The sequence below is a fragment of the Micromonospora sp. C51 genome, assembly GCF_018070435.1.
Lineage (GTDB): Bacteria > Actinomycetota > Actinomycetes > Mycobacteriales > Micromonosporaceae > Micromonospora > Micromonospora sediminimaris.
The window spans coordinates 71,100-87,529 of record NZ_JAGPXQ010000004.1; the positions used below are offsets into that span (position 1 = coordinate 71,100).

The 16,430-nt window shown below is 70.4% G+C and carries 11 protein-coding genes; 5 read left to right on the forward strand and 6 right to left on the reverse strand.

The window, feature by feature from the left end; translation table 11 throughout:
• Positions 1–45: 45 nt before the first annotated feature.
• Genes KBX50_RS07240 through KBX50_RS07255 form a run of 4 tightly spaced genes read right to left on the reverse strand, consistent with a single transcriptional unit; the run spans position 46 to position 4,264 of the window.
• A complete protein-coding gene (locus KBX50_RS07240) occupies positions 46–648 on the reverse strand; it encodes an ATP/GTP-binding protein (RefSeq protein ID WP_210935723.1) in 603 nt (200 codons plus the stop codon).
• Positions 629–1,018: a DUF742 domain-containing protein gene (locus KBX50_RS07245; RefSeq protein ID WP_210935725.1), complete on the reverse strand. Its 390-nt coding sequence runs from the start codon at positions 1,016–1,018 to the stop codon at positions 629–631. Before KBX50_RS07245 ends, KBX50_RS07240 begins: the two co-directional genes overlap by 20 nt.
• On the reverse strand, positions 1,008–1,427 hold the full coding sequence (locus KBX50_RS07250; RefSeq protein WP_170863617.1) for a roadblock/LC7 domain-containing protein: 420 nt from the start codon (positions 1,425–1,427) through the stop codon (positions 1,008–1,010). Before KBX50_RS07250 ends, KBX50_RS07245 begins: the two co-directional genes overlap by 11 nt.
• Positions 1,427–4,264: a nitrate- and nitrite sensing domain-containing protein gene (locus KBX50_RS07255; protein ID WP_210935727.1), complete on the reverse strand. Its 2,838-nt coding sequence runs from the start codon at positions 4,262–4,264 to the stop codon at positions 1,427–1,429. Before KBX50_RS07255 ends, KBX50_RS07250 begins: the two co-directional genes overlap by 1 nt.
• Before the next feature lie 297 nt (positions 4,265–4,561).
• On the opposite strand from KBX50_RS07255, the gene KBX50_RS07260 reads away from it, so the two are divergent.
• The 3 genes from KBX50_RS07260 (at position 4,562) to KBX50_RS07270 (ending at position 6,631) form a co-directional block, all read left to right on the forward strand.
• Positions 4,562–5,158 (forward strand): hypothetical protein, encoded by a 597-nt coding sequence (locus tag KBX50_RS07260; protein WP_210935729.1) that lies wholly within the window; start codon positions 4,562–4,564, stop codon positions 5,156–5,158.
• Between the two features lie 10 nt (positions 5,159–5,168).
• Positions 5,169–6,095: a hypothetical protein gene (locus KBX50_RS07265; RefSeq protein WP_210935730.1), complete on the forward strand. Its 927-nt coding sequence runs from the start codon at positions 5,169–5,171 to the stop codon at positions 6,093–6,095.
• Positions 6,096–6,250: 155 nt separating this feature from the next.
• The gene (locus KBX50_RS07270; RefSeq protein WP_210935731.1) at positions 6,251–6,631 is read left to right on the forward strand and encodes a hypothetical protein; all 381 of its coding nucleotides are present in this window, start codon (positions 6,251–6,253) and stop codon (positions 6,629–6,631) included.
• 290 nt (positions 6,632–6,921) lie between these two features.
• On the opposite strand, the gene KBX50_RS07275 is transcribed toward KBX50_RS07270, so the two are convergent.
• Positions 6,922–8,730 carry a glycoside hydrolase family 6 protein gene (locus tag KBX50_RS07275; RefSeq protein WP_210935734.1) on the reverse strand — a complete coding sequence of 603 codons (1,809 nt, stop codon included), beginning with the start codon at positions 8,728–8,730 and terminating at the stop codon, positions 6,922–6,924.
• 531 nt (positions 8,731–9,261) lie between these two features.
• Between KBX50_RS07275 and KBX50_RS07280 the strand changes: the two genes are divergently transcribed.
• Together KBX50_RS07280 and KBX50_RS07285 are read left to right on the forward strand one after the other, a co-directional pair.
• Positions 9,262–10,338 carry a hypothetical protein gene (locus KBX50_RS07280; protein WP_210935736.1) on the forward strand — a complete coding sequence of 359 codons (1,077 nt, stop codon included), beginning with the start codon at positions 9,262–9,264 and terminating at the stop codon, positions 10,336–10,338.
• A complete protein-coding gene (locus KBX50_RS07285) occupies positions 10,322–11,023 on the forward strand; it encodes a class F sortase (protein ID WP_210935738.1) in 702 nt (233 codons plus the stop codon). The genes KBX50_RS07280 and KBX50_RS07285 overlap by 17 nt, the downstream gene beginning before the upstream one ends.
• Before the next feature lie 118 nt (positions 11,024–11,141).
• On the opposite strand, the gene KBX50_RS07290 is transcribed toward KBX50_RS07285, so the two are convergent.
• Positions 11,142–16,196 (reverse strand): NAD-glutamate dehydrogenase, encoded by a 5,055-nt coding sequence (locus KBX50_RS07290; protein ID WP_210935740.1) that lies wholly within the window; start codon positions 16,194–16,196, stop codon positions 11,142–11,144.
• Between the last annotated feature and the right edge of the window lie 234 nt (positions 16,197–16,430).

The following is a 16,430-nucleotide window of genomic DNA, read 5'->3' on the forward strand; positions in this document are numbered from 1 at the left end:
ATCCGGCCACCCGTGGCCACCCGGACCGCCCTCCGGCCGGTCAACTCAGGCCGTCGGCACCGGCTCGCCCCGATGCCGGGCGACGTGCTCGACGAGGGAGATCAGCACGGTCTTGCCGGACTGCCGGTCCCGGGCGTCGCAGAGCACCATCGGCACCTCCGGGTCCAGATCCAGCGCCCTACGCACGGCCTCCAGACTGAACCGACGGGAGTCCTCGAAGCAGTTCACCCCCACCACGAACGGGATGCCCCGCTGCTCGAAATAGTCGATCGAGGGGAAGCAGTCGGCCAGCCGCCGGGTGTCGGCGAGCACCACCGCACCGAGCGCACCGAACGCCAGTTCGTCCCAGAGGAACCAGAACCGGTCCTGTCCCGGGGTACCGAAGAGGTACAGCTGGAGGTCGTCGTTGATGGTGATCCGCCCGAAATCCATCGCCACCGTGGTGGTCGACTTGGCCTCCACCCCGGAGACGTCGTCGGTGTCGACGCCCGCGCCCGTCAGGATCTCCTCGGTCTGCAACGGCTGGACCTCACTCAACGCGCTCACCAGCGTTGTCTTGCCGGCGCCGAAGCCGCCGGCGATGAGGATCTTCAGCGCGATGGGCACCCGATGTCCCCGCTGATCGCCGTTATAACGCACGGAGTCCATCGACCACCGCCTTGAGGATGTCGTTGTCGGGTAGGTAGGTGGCGCGCGGTGGCTGGTGTACGGCGACCAGTCCCCGGGACAGCAGATCACCAAGCAGCACCCGGACCACGCCGACCGCCAGGTCCAGGTCCGCGGCGAGTTCCACGACGGGGGTGCCGCGACCTGCCAACTCCACCAGCAGTCGGTGCTCCGGATACAGCTCCGGGTAGGCGGCGAGGTCCGGGTCCGGCTTCGCCAGCACGTACGCGACCAGGTCGAACCCGTCCGTGCTGGGACGGACGCGCCCACCGGTGAGGGTGTACGGCCGCACCACCGGCCCCGCCTCGTCGTCGAGCCACTCGTGTCGATGCTCGGGTAAGTCAGTCCGCATCGGTGGCACCCACCGACGCTCGGGCCGGCGCTTGCAGGTTCTCGCCCACCCGGGTCACCAGCATCGCCATCTCGTACGCCACCAGACCGATGTCCGCGTCGGCGTCGCTGGCGACCGCCAGGCACGCGCCCTGCCCCGCCGCGGTGACGAAGAGGTACGCGGACTCCATCTCCACCACGGTCTGCCGGACCGGTCCACCGGTGAGGTGCCGGCTCGCGCCCCGGGCGAGACTGGACAGGCCGGACGCCAGCGCGCAGAGATGCTCCGCGTCGGCGGCGTCCATGCCGGCGGAGGAGCCCAGCAGGAGTCCGTCCGCCGACAGCACCACCGCGTGCCGCGCGGTCGGTACCCGCTCCAGCAGATCGTCCAGCAACCAGTCGAGATCTGCGTTCTGCCTCGTCGATTGCATCAGGCGTCCCTCTCAGTCGCGGTCGGGGAATCCACCGACGCCGGTGTGGCGCCCGGCGGAGAGCCGGGCGGTGCGGTGGTCCGGTCTTGGCCCGCCGGGTCCGTCCCGGTCCGGTCGGGAACCTCCACCGATGACCCGGCCTCGCCGGTCCGGCCCACGGCAGCTGCGCCGGACTGGTGGTTCGGCTCCGCTGGGGGCGGCACTGCCCGGTCGGTCGCGTTCTCGGGTGGTGGCGGTCCGCCCGGTTCCGGGTTCGAGCTACGGGCGGCGTCCCGCCGGCCCCGGGCGGTGCCCGTCTGCAGCGCCGACATGACCCGGCGTGCCTCCTCCGGGCTTCGGGGCGTCGGATCTCGGTGCGGCCGGGCTGCCACCACCGGTTGTCGGACGGTCGGACCGTCGATCGCGGCCGTCCGGGCGGGCGGCGCGGTCATCGCCGGCAGCTGGATCGTGGGCGCATCCAGCCCACGGCGTGCATCCGGGTGGGCGGGGGCTGACCCGGGACCAGGTCCGGCTGAGTCGGCCCCGGGTGGCCGCGTCGGTGCTCGTGGTGGTTCCGTCCCGGTCCGGGCGGTGCGCGGGCCGGCGGGAGCCGCCTCGGTATCGGACGGGACGGTGCCAGGCTCGGTGCCAGGCGCGGTCGACGGGTCTGACGGGTCGGCGGCGGCGGCGCGTCGACGGATCCGGCGGGGCAGGCCGTCGGCCTCCGCCGGCCCGACCGTCGAGCGTCCGCCCGGAGCGCGGACAGCCGCGCCGGACGTCGGAGCGCGGGAGGCCGGGCCGCCGGACGATACCGCCGTGCCGCGGTCGACGGTGCGGGTTCGCGGCCGGGGCACCGTGGTCAGCCGAGTCGCCCGGACCAGCCTCCGCTGCTCCGGCGTGGCACCCGGGTCGTCGCCGGCCAGCGCCTCCGGGCCGGGCAACGGCGACGGTTCCTCGGTGATCAGCTCGGTCGGGATGAGCACCACAGCGGTGAGACCGGTGCCCTCTGACCGACGCAACCGCACCCGGACGTCGTGCCGGGCGGCCAGTCGCGCCACCACGAACAGCCCCAGCCGGGCGGTCTCGCCGGGATCGAACTCCGGCGACCGGGCCAGCTTCCGGTTCGCCTCGTCGATGGCCGCCTCGCTCATGCCGAGACCCTCGTCGGTGACGGAGAGGGCGTAGCCATGGGCCACATGCGCACCGGAGACCTCGACCCGGGAATCGGGCGGTGAGAACGTGGTGGCGTTCTCGATCAGCTCGGCGAGCAGGTGGATGATGTCCCCTACCACCCGGCCGACCGTGCCGGCGGGCTGCACGGTGGTGATGTCGACCCGGTCGTACGACTCGACCTCGGAGATCGCCCCACGGATCAGGTCCACCATGGCCACCGGGTTACGCCAACCCCGTCCCGGTGCGGCACCGGCGAGGATGACCAGGTCCTCCGCGTGCCGCCGCAGCCGGGTGGCGAGGTGGTCGACGCGGAACAGCTCGGCCAGGTGATCGGGGGCCTCCGCATCGCGCTCCAGCCGGTCGAGCAGGGCCAACTGGCGGTGCACGAGCCCCTGGCTGCGCCGGGCGATGTTCAGGAAGACGTCGTTGAGGCCGTGCCGGAGGCTCACCTCGACCATGGCCGAACGGATGGCGACCCGGTGCACCTCGGTGAACGCCTGCGCGACCTGGCCGATCTCGTCGGCACCCTGATCGGCCACCGACGCCTCCCGCGCCAGGTCGACCTGCTCGCCCTTGCGCAGCCGGTCCACCACGTCCGGCAGGCGCCGTTCAGCGTCGGCGAGGGTGCCGCGTACCCGGGTCAACCGTTGCGCGAGGGAGCGGCCGACCCGGACCGCCACCACCAGCGAGAGCACGACGGCGATCAGGCCGAGCAGTCCGGCGGCGGCCAGCCGCACCATGGTTCCTACCGCCATCGGCACGGACCGGTCGGCCAGTCCGTCCGCCTGGGTCAGTTCGAAATCTCGCAGCGACTGCTGCACCGTGTCGTAGCTCGTCTGCCACACCTGCGGGTCGAGTCGCAGCCGGTCCGACGGATCCGCGGTCACGATGTCGTCCTGCATCGCCCGCAGCCGACCGAACGCCTCCTGCTCGGTCAGCCGCTGGTACGCGGTCCGGTCCGCCTCGGGCAGGTCGGCCACCGCGGCCTCGGCCAGGAACCGCTGATTACCGATGCCCTGCACGAGCAGGGTGTGCTCGCCCTCGGCGAACCGGCCGGCCGTCAACACACCGGCCAGCAGCGCGTCGGTCTGGCCCAGCAGTTCCCGCGAGCGACCGAGGCTGGTCAGCGCCAACGCCTCACGGTTGAGGTCGTGGTCCGGAAGGTTGGCCAGGGCGGTGAAGGTCTGAAAGGCGGAGGTGATCATTCCGCTGTAGAGGCCGACCGCACCGGCGCGGTCGAGATCCCGACGATCGATGAAGCCGCGCCCGGCCGGCAACGCGTCCAGCTCGCCGATGAAGCGATCGAGCCGAGCTTCGAGCAGCTCTCCGGCGGCGTCCCGCAACTGCTCCCCACTGACCCGCCGACGCAACTCGGCGATTGCCGCGTCGGTGCGGGCCCGTTGTTCCACCAGGGCCGGTAGCACGCAGTTGGCCGGCGGCTGTCCACACTCGGTGCGCGGCGAGGCGAGATGGACCACGGAGAGCCGTCGTTCCCGTTGCAGCTCGGCCACCACGGTCTCACCCGGCCGGCCGAGGTCGTACAGGAGAGTACGGGCGGCGAGCAGGTCGAGCGCCGGCCCGAAAGTGAGCGTGGTCGCGAAGATCCACAGTGCCAGCAGCGCGGTCACCGGCACGACGACCAACGCGGTCAGTTTCGAGCGGATCGGCCAGTCGCGGGTGTTCAATCGGACCTCGCCCGGAAGGGTGGCTGGAAGGGCTCCGGCACAGCCGGGCAGCGCCGTCGCCGGGGCGCACCCCGGTTGTCCCGCCGGGACGCCGGCTCGGGCGCCTTGGGCAGGATACGTAATCCGCGCCGGTCGCACTACCGTCCGTCGAGACGACCGGTACGTTGCCGAACGTCCCGGCGACGAACCGCCTGTCGGTTTCCGCCCCGCCGGCAGCCAGGTCGGGCCAGGAAAGTGCTCCGAAACGGGATTGGCGATCAGTGCGTGGCGGGAATACCTGCAGGCGAAGGAGGAGCCATGTCGCCCACGCAGATAATCGTCATCGTCCTCGTCATCCTGGTGGTCGCCGCCATCGCCGCCGCCGTCGTCGTGGCCGGCCGCCGCCGGGCGCTCCGGCAGCGTTTCGGCCCCGAGTACGACCACGTCGTCGCCGAGCAGGACAGCCGCAGCGCCGCCGAGCGCGAGTTGCGGGACCGGGAACGCCGGCACGCCGAACTCGAACTGGTCCCGCTCACGCCCGAGTCCCGTGCCCGGTACACCGAGGCGTGGGAGGAGCTCCAGGTACGTTTCGTCGACTCCCCTGCCGAGACCGTCGGACAGGCCGACGAACTGGTCAGCCGGCTCATCGCCGAACGCGGATACCCCACCGGTGAGTTCGACGACCAGATCGCCCATCTCTCCGTCGAACACGCGCGCACGCTGGGTCACTACCGCGACGCGCACGAGATCCATCTGCGCAACTCCCGGGGCGAGGCCAGCACCGAGGATCTCCGCCAGGCCGTCGTCCACTACCGCGCTCTCTTCAGCGACCTGCTCGGCGACGAGCCGCCGGTCGCTGCCGGGACGCCGGAACAGCGCCACCCCGACGCCGCCCACGACGCCACCAACCGCTGAGGAGATCACCATGCGGCAGGAAGAGCAGCAGCTCAACAACGACCACCCGGAGACCGTACGCTCCGCCCCGGTGGCGGTGCCGGACACTGAGGACGACCGGGCGACTGACGACGGGGTCGACACCGTCGACGAGCCGACGGATCGCGACCGGTCGGAGGCCGACCGGGGCCGCCCCTGGGACGGCCGTCCCGGCTCCGACAGCGAGCGGGCCGAGTTCCACGAGCCGGGTCCGGTGCCAACCGCCTTCGGCGCGACCACGGTCGGTGGCGCGGTCGCCGCGTCCGCACTGGCCAGTCCGCGCCCCGAGGACGAGCGCGACCCGCGCGAGGAGGACACCGCCCGGCCTGGTGACGGCGCGGTCGACGGGGAACGGGAGGGACGGCGGGCGGACCCGACGGCCGAGTTCAACCGGACCGGCGACGACGATGACCTCGACGACAACGACGTCGAGGCTTCGGCCGTCGACGACACGGCGGACGACCGGCTGACCGACGATCCCGTCGACGTGGACCGGGCGACGGACGACGGCTCCCCACTGACGACGGCGGACGACGACACGGCGGCGGCGGGCGGGGCCGGCTACGGCAGTGCCACACCCACGATGGTCGACCCCGACACGCAGACCTCGGGCGAGGCCACGGCCAGCCCCGAGGCGGCGGCCCCAGCCGGGGCAGCGTCCCTGTTCGACGACACGACCGCACAGGGCTTCCGGGACCGCTGGCGCGACGTCCAACTGCGCTTCGTGGACGACCCCCGGGCAGCTGCCGGCGAGGCACAGTCGCTGGTGGAGGAGGCCATGGAGGCGCTCTCGGCCGCGCTGGCCGAGCACCGCAACAAGCTCGGCGGCTGGCAGGAGGCCGGCTCGTCCGACACCGAGCAGCTGCGGGTGGCGGTACGCGAGTACCGGGACTTCCTCGACCGGGTGCTCGGCCGCTGACTCGTCGCAGCCCCGCACCACGACGTTTCATCCGAAGGCGGGTGCCCCCGGATCCGGGGGCACCCGCCTTCGGCGTACCGCCGCAGGCATGGCCACCGACGAGGCGGGTACGCCCAACAGGGCCGGAGAGCGCCGCGGACAGGAGGGCAGCAGCGATGACGGATCGTGATCGGCAACGACCGCTGGAGGAGCGCCCCGAGGCGGCCGCGGCGGTCGACGACGACAGCACCGTCCCTCAGCTGATGACCGGGGGCGGTCCCGACCGGGACAATCCGACGTTCGCCGAACCGGATGATCCGACCGGAAGCGGGCCGACCGACGACATCATCGCCGATCCGTACGCCGCCGGGACCGGCGCGACGGGCACCGGCACCGGTGCCGGCGGGGACAACATCCGCACCGGTGCGGAGCAGCCCTGGGAGCCGGAGGACCTGGTGATGGCCCGGGGGCAGGACCTCACCGCCGAGAACATCGAGCGGGCCCGGCGCGAGTTGGACGAGACCGGCCGCACGGCGATCGAGAAGACGGTTCCCTGATCCGCCCGCGCCACGGTGCGCCCCCGCCGCGGCGGCGGTAGCCGGTTGCGGCATACCACCGGCGCCGAGCGGGTGACGGCAACCGTGGCGCAGGCGGCGCGAGGGGCCCCTGGTCCGACCGGTGCGGTCGGACCAGGGGCCCGGGTGACCTGCCGCCGCAGCGCCTCACCTACTGTCGGCGGCGGGTATGCCTGTGTCCGTCAGGACAGCGGCGGGTATGCCTGTGTCCGTCAGGACAGCGGCGGGTATGCCTGTGTCCGTCAGGACAGCGGCGGGTATGCCTGTGTCCGTCAGGACAGCGGCGGGTAGGCGTTCTGCATCAGCTGGGCGAACTGCGCCGGGAACCAGGCACCCGAGATCGGGGCGTCCGGCAGGGCACCGCTCATGCTGTTGCCGTTGCGGTCGTTACCGGTGTAGGTCGGGTCGCACATCCGGTCGAAGCCCTTGCCGTCGTTGTTCGGGATCTCGCTGCTGGAGCCGTCCGACTCGCCCGGGGGCTTGATCCAGACGTACGCGTCGATGCCCGAAGCCGGCGCGGCCTTCGGCCGCTCGCCCAGACCCGCACCGGACTGGTTGCACCAGTTGCCAGGGTGGATGCGGCGGTCGACGCGGCCACCCTCCACGTAGGTGTTCACGTTGGTCGTCGGGCCGGCAGCGGTGGGCCGGTTGGGGCCGCCCCAGCCGTTACGGGAGGTGTCGATCAGCATGCCGATACCGCTGGGGAAGCCCTGCCCGACCAGTTCCTGGCGGAACGCCTGAGCGAAGCTCTGCTCGTCGTTGTACTGGTTCCAGTCGATCCAGTCGGACTGCCGCACCGTCTGGCCGTTCACCGAGTCGGTGATCTTCACGTACGGCTCGATGGTCGCCGAGTAGTTCGCGGTGTTGACGATGAAGCCGTGCACGTGGTTGACGGTGCTGCCAGAGGCCGTCGCGGCCTCCTTCAGGATCTGGGCGGTCGGGGTGAAGTTGCTGTCCCAGCCGATCCAGCCGTGGTGAGCGGCGTCGATGTAGTTGTACACGTTCGAGAACGCGCCCAGCTTGGCCAGGGCGTAGCCGACACCCTGCACGTACGCGCCGTTGGCCTTGACCGTGTCGCACATGACGGTGCCACCCGGGTTGCCGGAGGTGTTGGTCACCAGGTTCGGCAGCGAGTCGACCTCGATGACGTTGATGATCCTGATGTTGCGGTACTTCGCGTCACCCTGGATCGCCGCGATCGGGTCGATGTACTCGGCCTTGTACTTCGGCAGCTCGTCCGCCTGCAGCTCACCGTTGGAGGCGAGCGCCGCGCAGTCGCGGCCGGGCAGGTTGTAGATGACGAACTGGATGTAGTCGGCGCCCTGCTCCAACGCCTCGTCCAGGTGGTCCCGGATCCCCATCGGACCGTTGGACTGGCTGTTGTCGGTACCCTCGATCGCCGCGATCCGGTCGATCCAGACGGCGGTCGGGGTGTTCGACACCCGGCTACCACCGGCGACCGACTCGGCCTTGGCCTTCCACTCCGGGTTCACGTAGCCCTGGGCGTTCAGATACGGGTTGTCCACCCTGGTGCCGGGCGGCGGCGGGCTGGTCGGCGGCGTACTGGTCGGCGGAGTGCTGGTCGGCGGCGTACTGGTCGGCGGGGTGCTGGTCGGCGGCGTACTGGTCGGCGGCGTACTGGTCGGCGGCGTGCCGCCGTTGCAGGTCACCCCGTTGACGGTGAACGAGGTGGGCTTGGGGTTGCTGCCGCTCCACGAGCCGTTGAAGCCGATGCTGGTGCTGGCGCCGGTGGCCAGGTTGCCGTTCCACGACTCGTTCTGCGCGGTCACGTTGCGGCCCGACTGGCTCCACCGGGCCGACCAGCCCTGAACGAGACGCTGGTTGGCGTCGGGGAACGTGAAGCCGAGCGTCCAGTTGCTGAGCGCGTCGCCGACGTTCCTGATGGTGACGTTGGCGGTGAATCCGCCCTGCCAGTCGTTGGTCGTGTAGGCCACGTCGCACTGCGTCGCCGCGTGCGCCGCGGTCACCGGTAGCGTCACCAAACCGCCCGCGACCAGCGCGCTTGCGCCGGCCAGCGCGACGGCCCGGCGTCGACCGGACAGCCTTCTCCACACATTCATGCCACTGATCTCCTTGGGCGAGACCGGATCCGCGTACGGCCCGGCACGTGGCCCGAGGGACGTCCTGCAGGGACGGCCGCCGGCGCCAACGGGATTCTTCGGGAGCGCCCGACCCGGACGGGCGTTGGTGGTGGTGCGACGACCGGCGTCACCGGTCGGCGGTCAGGTGGTCGTCCGGCGAACCGGATGCCCTCGACACCTGCCTACGCGGTGTGGCTCTGCTCACCGCGTGCTGCGATTCTTGCATGGGAGCGCTTCCATGGCAATGGTTCGATATTTTCGAAACCCTATCGGGCAAATGCCCCAACACCACTACAACGCGAGCGACGCACCCTGGCAAGCCCTGCGCCACCCATCCCACCAGGCGCCGGACAGGCCGGCACGCCCCGGGCAGTCAGACCGCAGAACCCGACAGACCGAACGAATGCCAGAACACGAATTTTTCCCTGCATAAGTCATGAAACGGTCTAACGTCGGTTCTGGCTCGGTTGTTGCCGGCCGCAGGACAACAGGGATGGAGTGACACAGGTCATGGCTAAGAAGATGCTGGGGAAGGTCGTTGCGGGTGCTGCCCTCGGCAGCGCCTCCCTGCTGGTGTTCGCGCCAGGGGCCGCGTACGCCGACGGCCAACCGCAGACGGACGAAGGCAAGGTCTTCGCCAAGCCGCACGCCGTCAAGGCGGGCGAAGAGGTCAAGCTCGTGCAGATCTGCCCCGAGGAGCAGGAGCACCCCTTCGTCTGGTCCAAGGTCACCGGGAAGGTGAAGCTTGAACCGGCCCGGGACGGCGACTCGCGTGGCGACCACAAGGATTGGCGCGAGGAGAACGGCGCCGCCGAAGGCGGCATGGACAGCGAGGGCTGGTCCGGCCACGAGCGTTCGCAGCCCGCGGAGGGCGAGTCCAGCGGCGGTTGGGGCGGCGGCGCTGACGTCCGCGACGACTGGAAGGGCGAGGAGCACGGCCAGGACGCCGAGAGCGGTCGCGACTCCAAGGACCACGACAAGAAGGACCACGACAAGAAGGACTGGAAGGGCCAGGACGAGAGCGGCGACGCGGCCAACGAGGAGTCCGCCGGCGACTGGTCCGGTCGGTACGAGAGCGGCTCGGACTCCGCCGAGCGTGACTGGTCCGGCGAAGAAGACCGGTCGGGTGAGTCGCACAAGAGCGACTGGTCGGGTGAGTCGGGCGAGAGCGACTGGTCGGGTGAGTCGGGCGAGAGCGACTGGTCGGGTGAGTCGGGCGAGAGCGACTGGTCCGGCGGGAGCGAAGACCGCTCCGGCGAGGCCGACTGGTCCGGCAAGCGCGACTGGGCGGCGGACGAGGCCGACGAGCGCGGCAAGGACAGCTGGGAGCACAAGAAGGACTTCGTCTACTACGGCGAGGCTCACGTCGCCCGGGACGCCAAGCCCGGCACGTACGAGTTGGAGGGCTCCTGTGGCACGGGCGAGTTGGTCGTCCTGCCGCACGGTGGGGTCGACGGCGGCGACGGTGGCATCGCCACCGGTGCCGACCGTGGCCTGGCCACCGCCGGGGCGAGCCTGGTCGGCGCGGCCGCCCTCGGTGGCCTCGTGCTGATGCGCCGTCGTCGGGCCGATGAGTTCGCGGCCTGACGCGACGACGAGACGGGCCGGCGGCCGTCACGGTGGACCGTGGCGTGCCGTCGGCACCGCCGTCGTCGTCCTGCTCGCCATGATGGGCTCCGGCCTCCTCGGCGCTGCACTGAAGACCACCGACTCGCCGCGCCCACCGCAGCCCGTGGCGGGGACGAGCGACCCGTCCCCGAACGGTCCGCTCGCCGGAGCCGACCTCGACGGCGCGCAGCGGGTACCGACCGGGCTGTCCCGCGCCACTCCCACCACCATCAACATCCCCCGGATCGGGGTCCGCGCCGGGATCATGGCGCTCGGCACCAACCCCGACGGCACCGTCCAGGTGCCCCCGCTCGACCAGGCGCTGCTCGCCGGGTGGTACGAGCCCGGCCCTAGCCCGGGCGAGCCGGGCAACTCGGTCATCGTCGGACACGTCGACTCGGCCGCGATCGGTCCCGCCGTCTTCTTCTCCCTCGGGGCCCTGCAACCCGGCGACACCCTAAGCGTGGAACGGGCCGATGGCCGGACGGCCACCTTCCGGGTGGACTCGGTGGCCTCGTACCCGAAGGACGCCTTCCCCACCGAGCAGGTGTACGGCCCCAGCGACCGGCCGGGCCTGCGGGTGATCACTTGCGGCGGCCAGTTCGACGAGGCGACCGGCGACTATCCCGACAACGTGATCGTCTTCGCCTCACTGATCCCCTGACCCCGCCCTGACCCCGCCCCGCCCCGCCCCGCCGATCATGCAGTTGTGGCACCGAACATAAGCCGTGTCTCCACACGTTCGGGGCGCCACAACTGCATGATCGCGGTGGCGGGGTGGGTCAGGTGGCGGCGGAGGTGCGGACCAGGGTACGGATCTGGCGCAGCAGGACCGACAGAGCCGCCAGGTCCGCGCGGGACTCGTCGAACTCGCCCATCGCCCGTTCGGCGCGGTGGATCGAGGTGGCGTTCGACTGCTCCCACTGCTGTACCCGCTCCTGCGGCGACAGGTCGCCCGGCGTGGAATCCAGCACCTCCGCGGTGAGCGCGGCGAGTGCGGCGTACAGGTCGTACCGCAGCGCCATCCGCGCGAGCGTCTGCCACCGGTCCTCCCGCGGCAGCAGGGAGATCTTCGACAGCAGCGAGTCCACCCGGAACCGGTCGGAGAGCACGAAGTAGACCGAGGCGACCTCGCCGACGTCCCGCCCGGTGCCGGTGGCGGTCTCCACCACGTCCAGCAGGCCGAAGCTGTACATCAGCCGGGTACTGCGCTCGGCCAGCTCACGCGGCACCCCACGCTCGGTCATGGAGTCGATGTGGGCCGCGATCGACTCACGCTCGCTGCCGTAGAAGAGCGTCTCCATCCGGGGCAGCAGCCGGGCGATCCCGTCCCGCAGTCGGTCGATCTCCGCCGGCACGTCGATCGGCGAGCGGCGGTTGGTCACCAGCCACCGGACCGCCCGGTCGAGCAACCGTCGGGTGTCGAGATAGACGTTCGTCTGCAACTCCGGATCGATCCGGCTGTCCAGGGCCTCGACCGCGTCCCACAGCTCGCGCAGTCCGAAGACCTCACGGACCACCACGTACGCCCGGATCACATCCGCCGCCGTGGCGGCGGTCTCCTCGACCACCCGGAAGACGAACGAGATCCCGCCCCGGTTGATCGCCTCGTTGACCAGCACCGTGGTCACGATGTCGCGGCGCAGCCGGTGCCGGTTCATCCGGTCGGCGAACCGTTCCCGCATCGGCGTCGGGAAATAGTTGACCAGTACCTCACCGGTCCACTCCTCGTCGGGCAGCCCGTCGGTGAGGATCTCTTTCTCCAAGGCGATCTTCACGTACGCCAGCAGCACGGCGAACTCCGGCGCGGTCAACCCGGACTCGGTGCGTACCGCCAGCTCCTCGTCCGGCGGCAGCGCCTCCAGCGACCGGTCCAGGACGCCGGCACGCTCCAACTCCGTGATCATCCGTCGGTGCACCGGAAGCAGCGAGGTCGCCTGGGCCTGGGAGTTGTTGATCGCCCGGGCCTGGTCGTAGTTGTCCCGCAGGACAAGCTCCGCGACCTCGTCAGTCATCCGGGCCAGCAGCTCGTCCCGCTCCGGGACACTCAGCTCACCGTCGGCGACCGCGGTGTTCAGCAGGATCTTGATGTTCACCTCGTGGTCGGAGCAGTCCACCCCGGCCGCATTGTCGATGAAGTCGGTGTACATCCGGCCGCCTGCCTGGGCGTACTCGATCCGGCCGTGCTGGGTGAAGCCCAGGTTGCCGCCCTCACCGACCACCCGGCAGCGCAGGTTGCGACCATCCACCCGAATCGCGTCGTTGGACTTGTCGCCCACCTGATCGTTGGTCTCGCTGGACGCCTTGACGTAGGTACCGATGCCGCCGTTCCAGAACAGATCGACCGGTGCGGTGAGGATGGCCTTCATCAACTCCTGCGGGCTGAGCTGGTCGACGTCGTCGTCGAGCCCGAGCACGGCACGGACCTGTGGTGACACCGGCACCGACTTCGCCGTACGCGGGTAGATCCCACCACCGGCCGAGATCAGCTCGGCGTTGTAGTCCTCCCAGGTGGACCGGGGCAGGTCGAACAGCCGCTTGCGTTCGGCGTACGAGGTGGCCGCATCCGGGTCCGGGTCCAGGAAGATGTGCCGGTGGTCGAACGCGGCCACCAGCCGGATGTGCTCCGACAGGAGCATGCCGTTGCCGAAGACGTCACCGGACATGTCGCCCACCCCGGCCACGGTGAAGTCCTGGCTCTGGGTGTCATGCCCCATCTCGCGGAAGTGCCGCTTGACCGACTCCCACGCGCCCCGGGCGGTGATGCCCATCTTCTTGTGGTCGTATCCGGCCGAGCCGCCGGAGGCGAAGGCGTCGCCCATCCAGAAGTTGTGTGCCGTCGAGATCTCGTTCGCGGTGTCGGAGAAGGTGGCCGTGCCCTTGTCCGCCGCCACCACCATGTACGGGTCGTCGCCGTCGTGCCGGACCACGTCGTCGGGCGGCACGATCTCACCGGCCACGATGTTGTCGGTGACGTCCAGCAGCGCCGAGACGAACTCCTTGTAGCAGGTCACCGCCTCATCACGGTCACCCGGCTGCTGCTTGAGCACGAAACCGCCCTTGGCACCGACCGGCACGATGACGGCGTTCTTCACCATCTGTGCCTTGACCAGACCGAGCACCTCGGTACGGAAGTCCTCCCGCCGGTCGGACCAGCGCAGGCCGCCCCGGGCCACCGGCCCGAACCGCAGGTGCACACCCTCGAACCGGGGCGAGTACACGAAGATCTCGAACTTCGGTCGCGGCGCGGGCAACTCGGGGATCGCCTGCGGGTCGAGCTTGAAGGCGACGTACGGCTTGGGTCGCCCGCCCACCGGCCGCTGATAGAAGCTGGTGCGCAGGGTGGCCTGGATCAGATTCAGGTACGACCGCAGGATCCGGTCCTGGTCGAGGCTGGCCACGTCGTCGAGCGCGGTACGGATCTCGGCCACCAGCTCGGCGCCCCGCCGCTGACGCTGCTCGGCGTCGACCGGGCCCGGCTCGAACCGCGCTTCGAAGAGCTGCACCAGCAACGTGGCCAGGTGCGGGTACGCGATGAAGGTGGACTCCATGTAGTCCTGCGAGAACACCGTGCCGGTCTGTCGCAGATACTTCGCGTACGCCCGCAGCACCACCACCTGACGCCAGGTCAGCCCGGCGAGCAGCACCAACTCGTTGAAGCGGTCCACCTCGGCCTCGCCACGCCAGGCCGCCGCGAAGGCGTTCTCCACGTGCGGGCGCACCTCGGCCAGTTCCTGGTGCCCCTCCGGCAGTCGTAGCCCGAAGTCGTACAGCCAGATCCGACCGTCGACCCGCTCCACCTCGTACGGGTGCTCGTCGACCACCTTCACGCCGAGCGAGTGCAGCACCGGCAGCACCGCCGAGAGCATCATCGGCTCGCCGTAGCGGTACACCTTGAACCGCACGTCCATCGACTCGTCGACGTCCGGGCCCCGGCCCACGGCACGCGGCGCCAACTGCTTGCGGAACAGGTGCATCTCCAGCTGGCCGGGCTCCTCCAGCAGCTCCAGCTTGGCCAGATCCTTCATCGCCTCGTACGGCGTGTGCCCATCCTTGTAGCCCTCCGGGAACGCGTCGGCGTACCGGCCGAACAGGTGCTTGGCCTGCTCGTCACCGAGCTTGCGTTCCAGCACCAGCCGGTAGTCGTCGTCCCACAACCGGGTGGCGTCGGCCAGCTCCTCGGCCAGCAGGTCGGCGTCGATGTCGCCGGGCGGGCTCGTCGGGTCGGTCCGCACGATGAAGTGCACCCGGGCCAGCATCGACTCGGTCACCCGGGTGGTGTAGTCCACCCCGACACCGTTCAGCTCACGCAGCAGGATGTCCTGCATGCGCAGCCGGTTCTGGGTGGTGAACCGGTCCCGGGGCAGGTAGATCAGACAGGAGATGAACCGCCCGTACGCGTCCCGGCGCAGGAACACCCGCAACTGCCGGCGGCCCGCCATCCGCAGCACCCCGATGACCGCGTGGTACAGGTCGTCGGTCTTGATCTGGAACAACTCGTCGCGCGGGTACGTCTCCAGGATCTGCATCAGATCCTTGCCCGAGTGGCTGCGCAGGCTCAGGCCCGACCGGTCCAGCACCTCGGCGACCTTGCGCCGAACCACCGGCAGCTCCTGGACGCTGGTCCGGTACGCGGCGGTGGAGAACAGGCCCAGGAAGCGCCGCTCGCCCACCACCTCGCCGTCCTCGTCGAAGATCTTGAAGCCGATGTAGTCGAGGTACGCCGAGCGGTGCACGGTGGCCCGCGAGTTCGCCTTCGTGATGATCAACAGGCGCTTCTCGGTGACCTTCTCGTGCGCCTCGGGCGTCATCGAGGACAGCGCCCGCGCCTCCGGCGAGTCCTGACGCAGGATGCCCAGTCCGGTGCCGAGCACCGCTTCCAGCGCCGGCCCGCCCTCGGCCGAATTCGGCACCAGCCGGTACTCCCGGTACCCGAGGAAGGTGAAGTGGTCGTGCGCGAGCCAACGCAGCAGCTCGACCGAGTCGGTGATGTCCTTCTCCGGCACCGGTGGCCGGTTGTCACTGGTGCGCGCGGCGGCCAACTCGTCGGCGAGGGCGAGGGCGCTCTGACGCATCTTCGGCCAGTCCTCGACGGCCTCCCGCACGTCGGTCAGCACCCGTTGCAGTTCCCGGCGTAGCTTGTCCCGCTCCTCCGGATCACGGACCGGGTCGATCTCGATCCGCATCCAGCTTTCGACCAGGTCGCCAGAGATCGCGTCGTCCGGCTCCACGTCGGCAGCGACCTCGACCAGCCGACCCAACGGCTCCCGGCGGACCACGACCAGCGGGTGCACCAGCAGGTGGACGTCCAGATGGTGGGTGTTGAGCAGGGCGGTCACCGAGTCGACCAGGAACGGCATGTCGTCAGTGACGATCTCGATGACGCTGTGGTGCTGCTCCGCGTCGGGCGAGTGGATCCGCAGCTTCAACTCACCCGGTACCCGCTGCCGGGCCAGTTCCCGGTGCGCGCGGGCGGCGTCGAGCATCTCCTCGGCGGTGAACCCGATCAGCTCCTCGTCCGGCGCGAACCGCCAGAACCTGCCCACCAGGGTCGCCGCATCATGATCGTCACCGGCCAGCGACACCGCCTGGGCCACCAGGCGCTCGGCGTTGGGCACCGGCTCGTCGAACTCGGCGTCCTCCGCGTCGTCGGTCAGCGCCTCCGGCGGTAGTCCCAGGTCGTAGAGAGTGTCGATGCTCGAACCGGTCATTCCGGTCGCACCTGTGTCTAGCCGACCGAAACCGTCCCCGTCGGTCGCCGTGTCGAAACTGTCGTCCCGGCTGGTGTCAACCTGCCGGAGGTCGGGTTCCGGTTTGATCGCCGGACGCCGGTCCATCGGTGCCACTCCCCTCGACCCACAACGCTGTGGGTCACTCTGCCGCCAAGCCTAGGCCGACCGATCGGTTCCTCCGTCGGCGGACCACCGGCCGGACGTCCGGATCTCCGACGCCGTCCTTTCACCCGTTGCGGTACGAGGTTCGACCGGGTTCGGAGTACCCCGCCTGATGTTGTTCATCACACCGTCACGAGACCGTCTTTTCCCCTGACCAGACCCATCCGGGACAGTGGC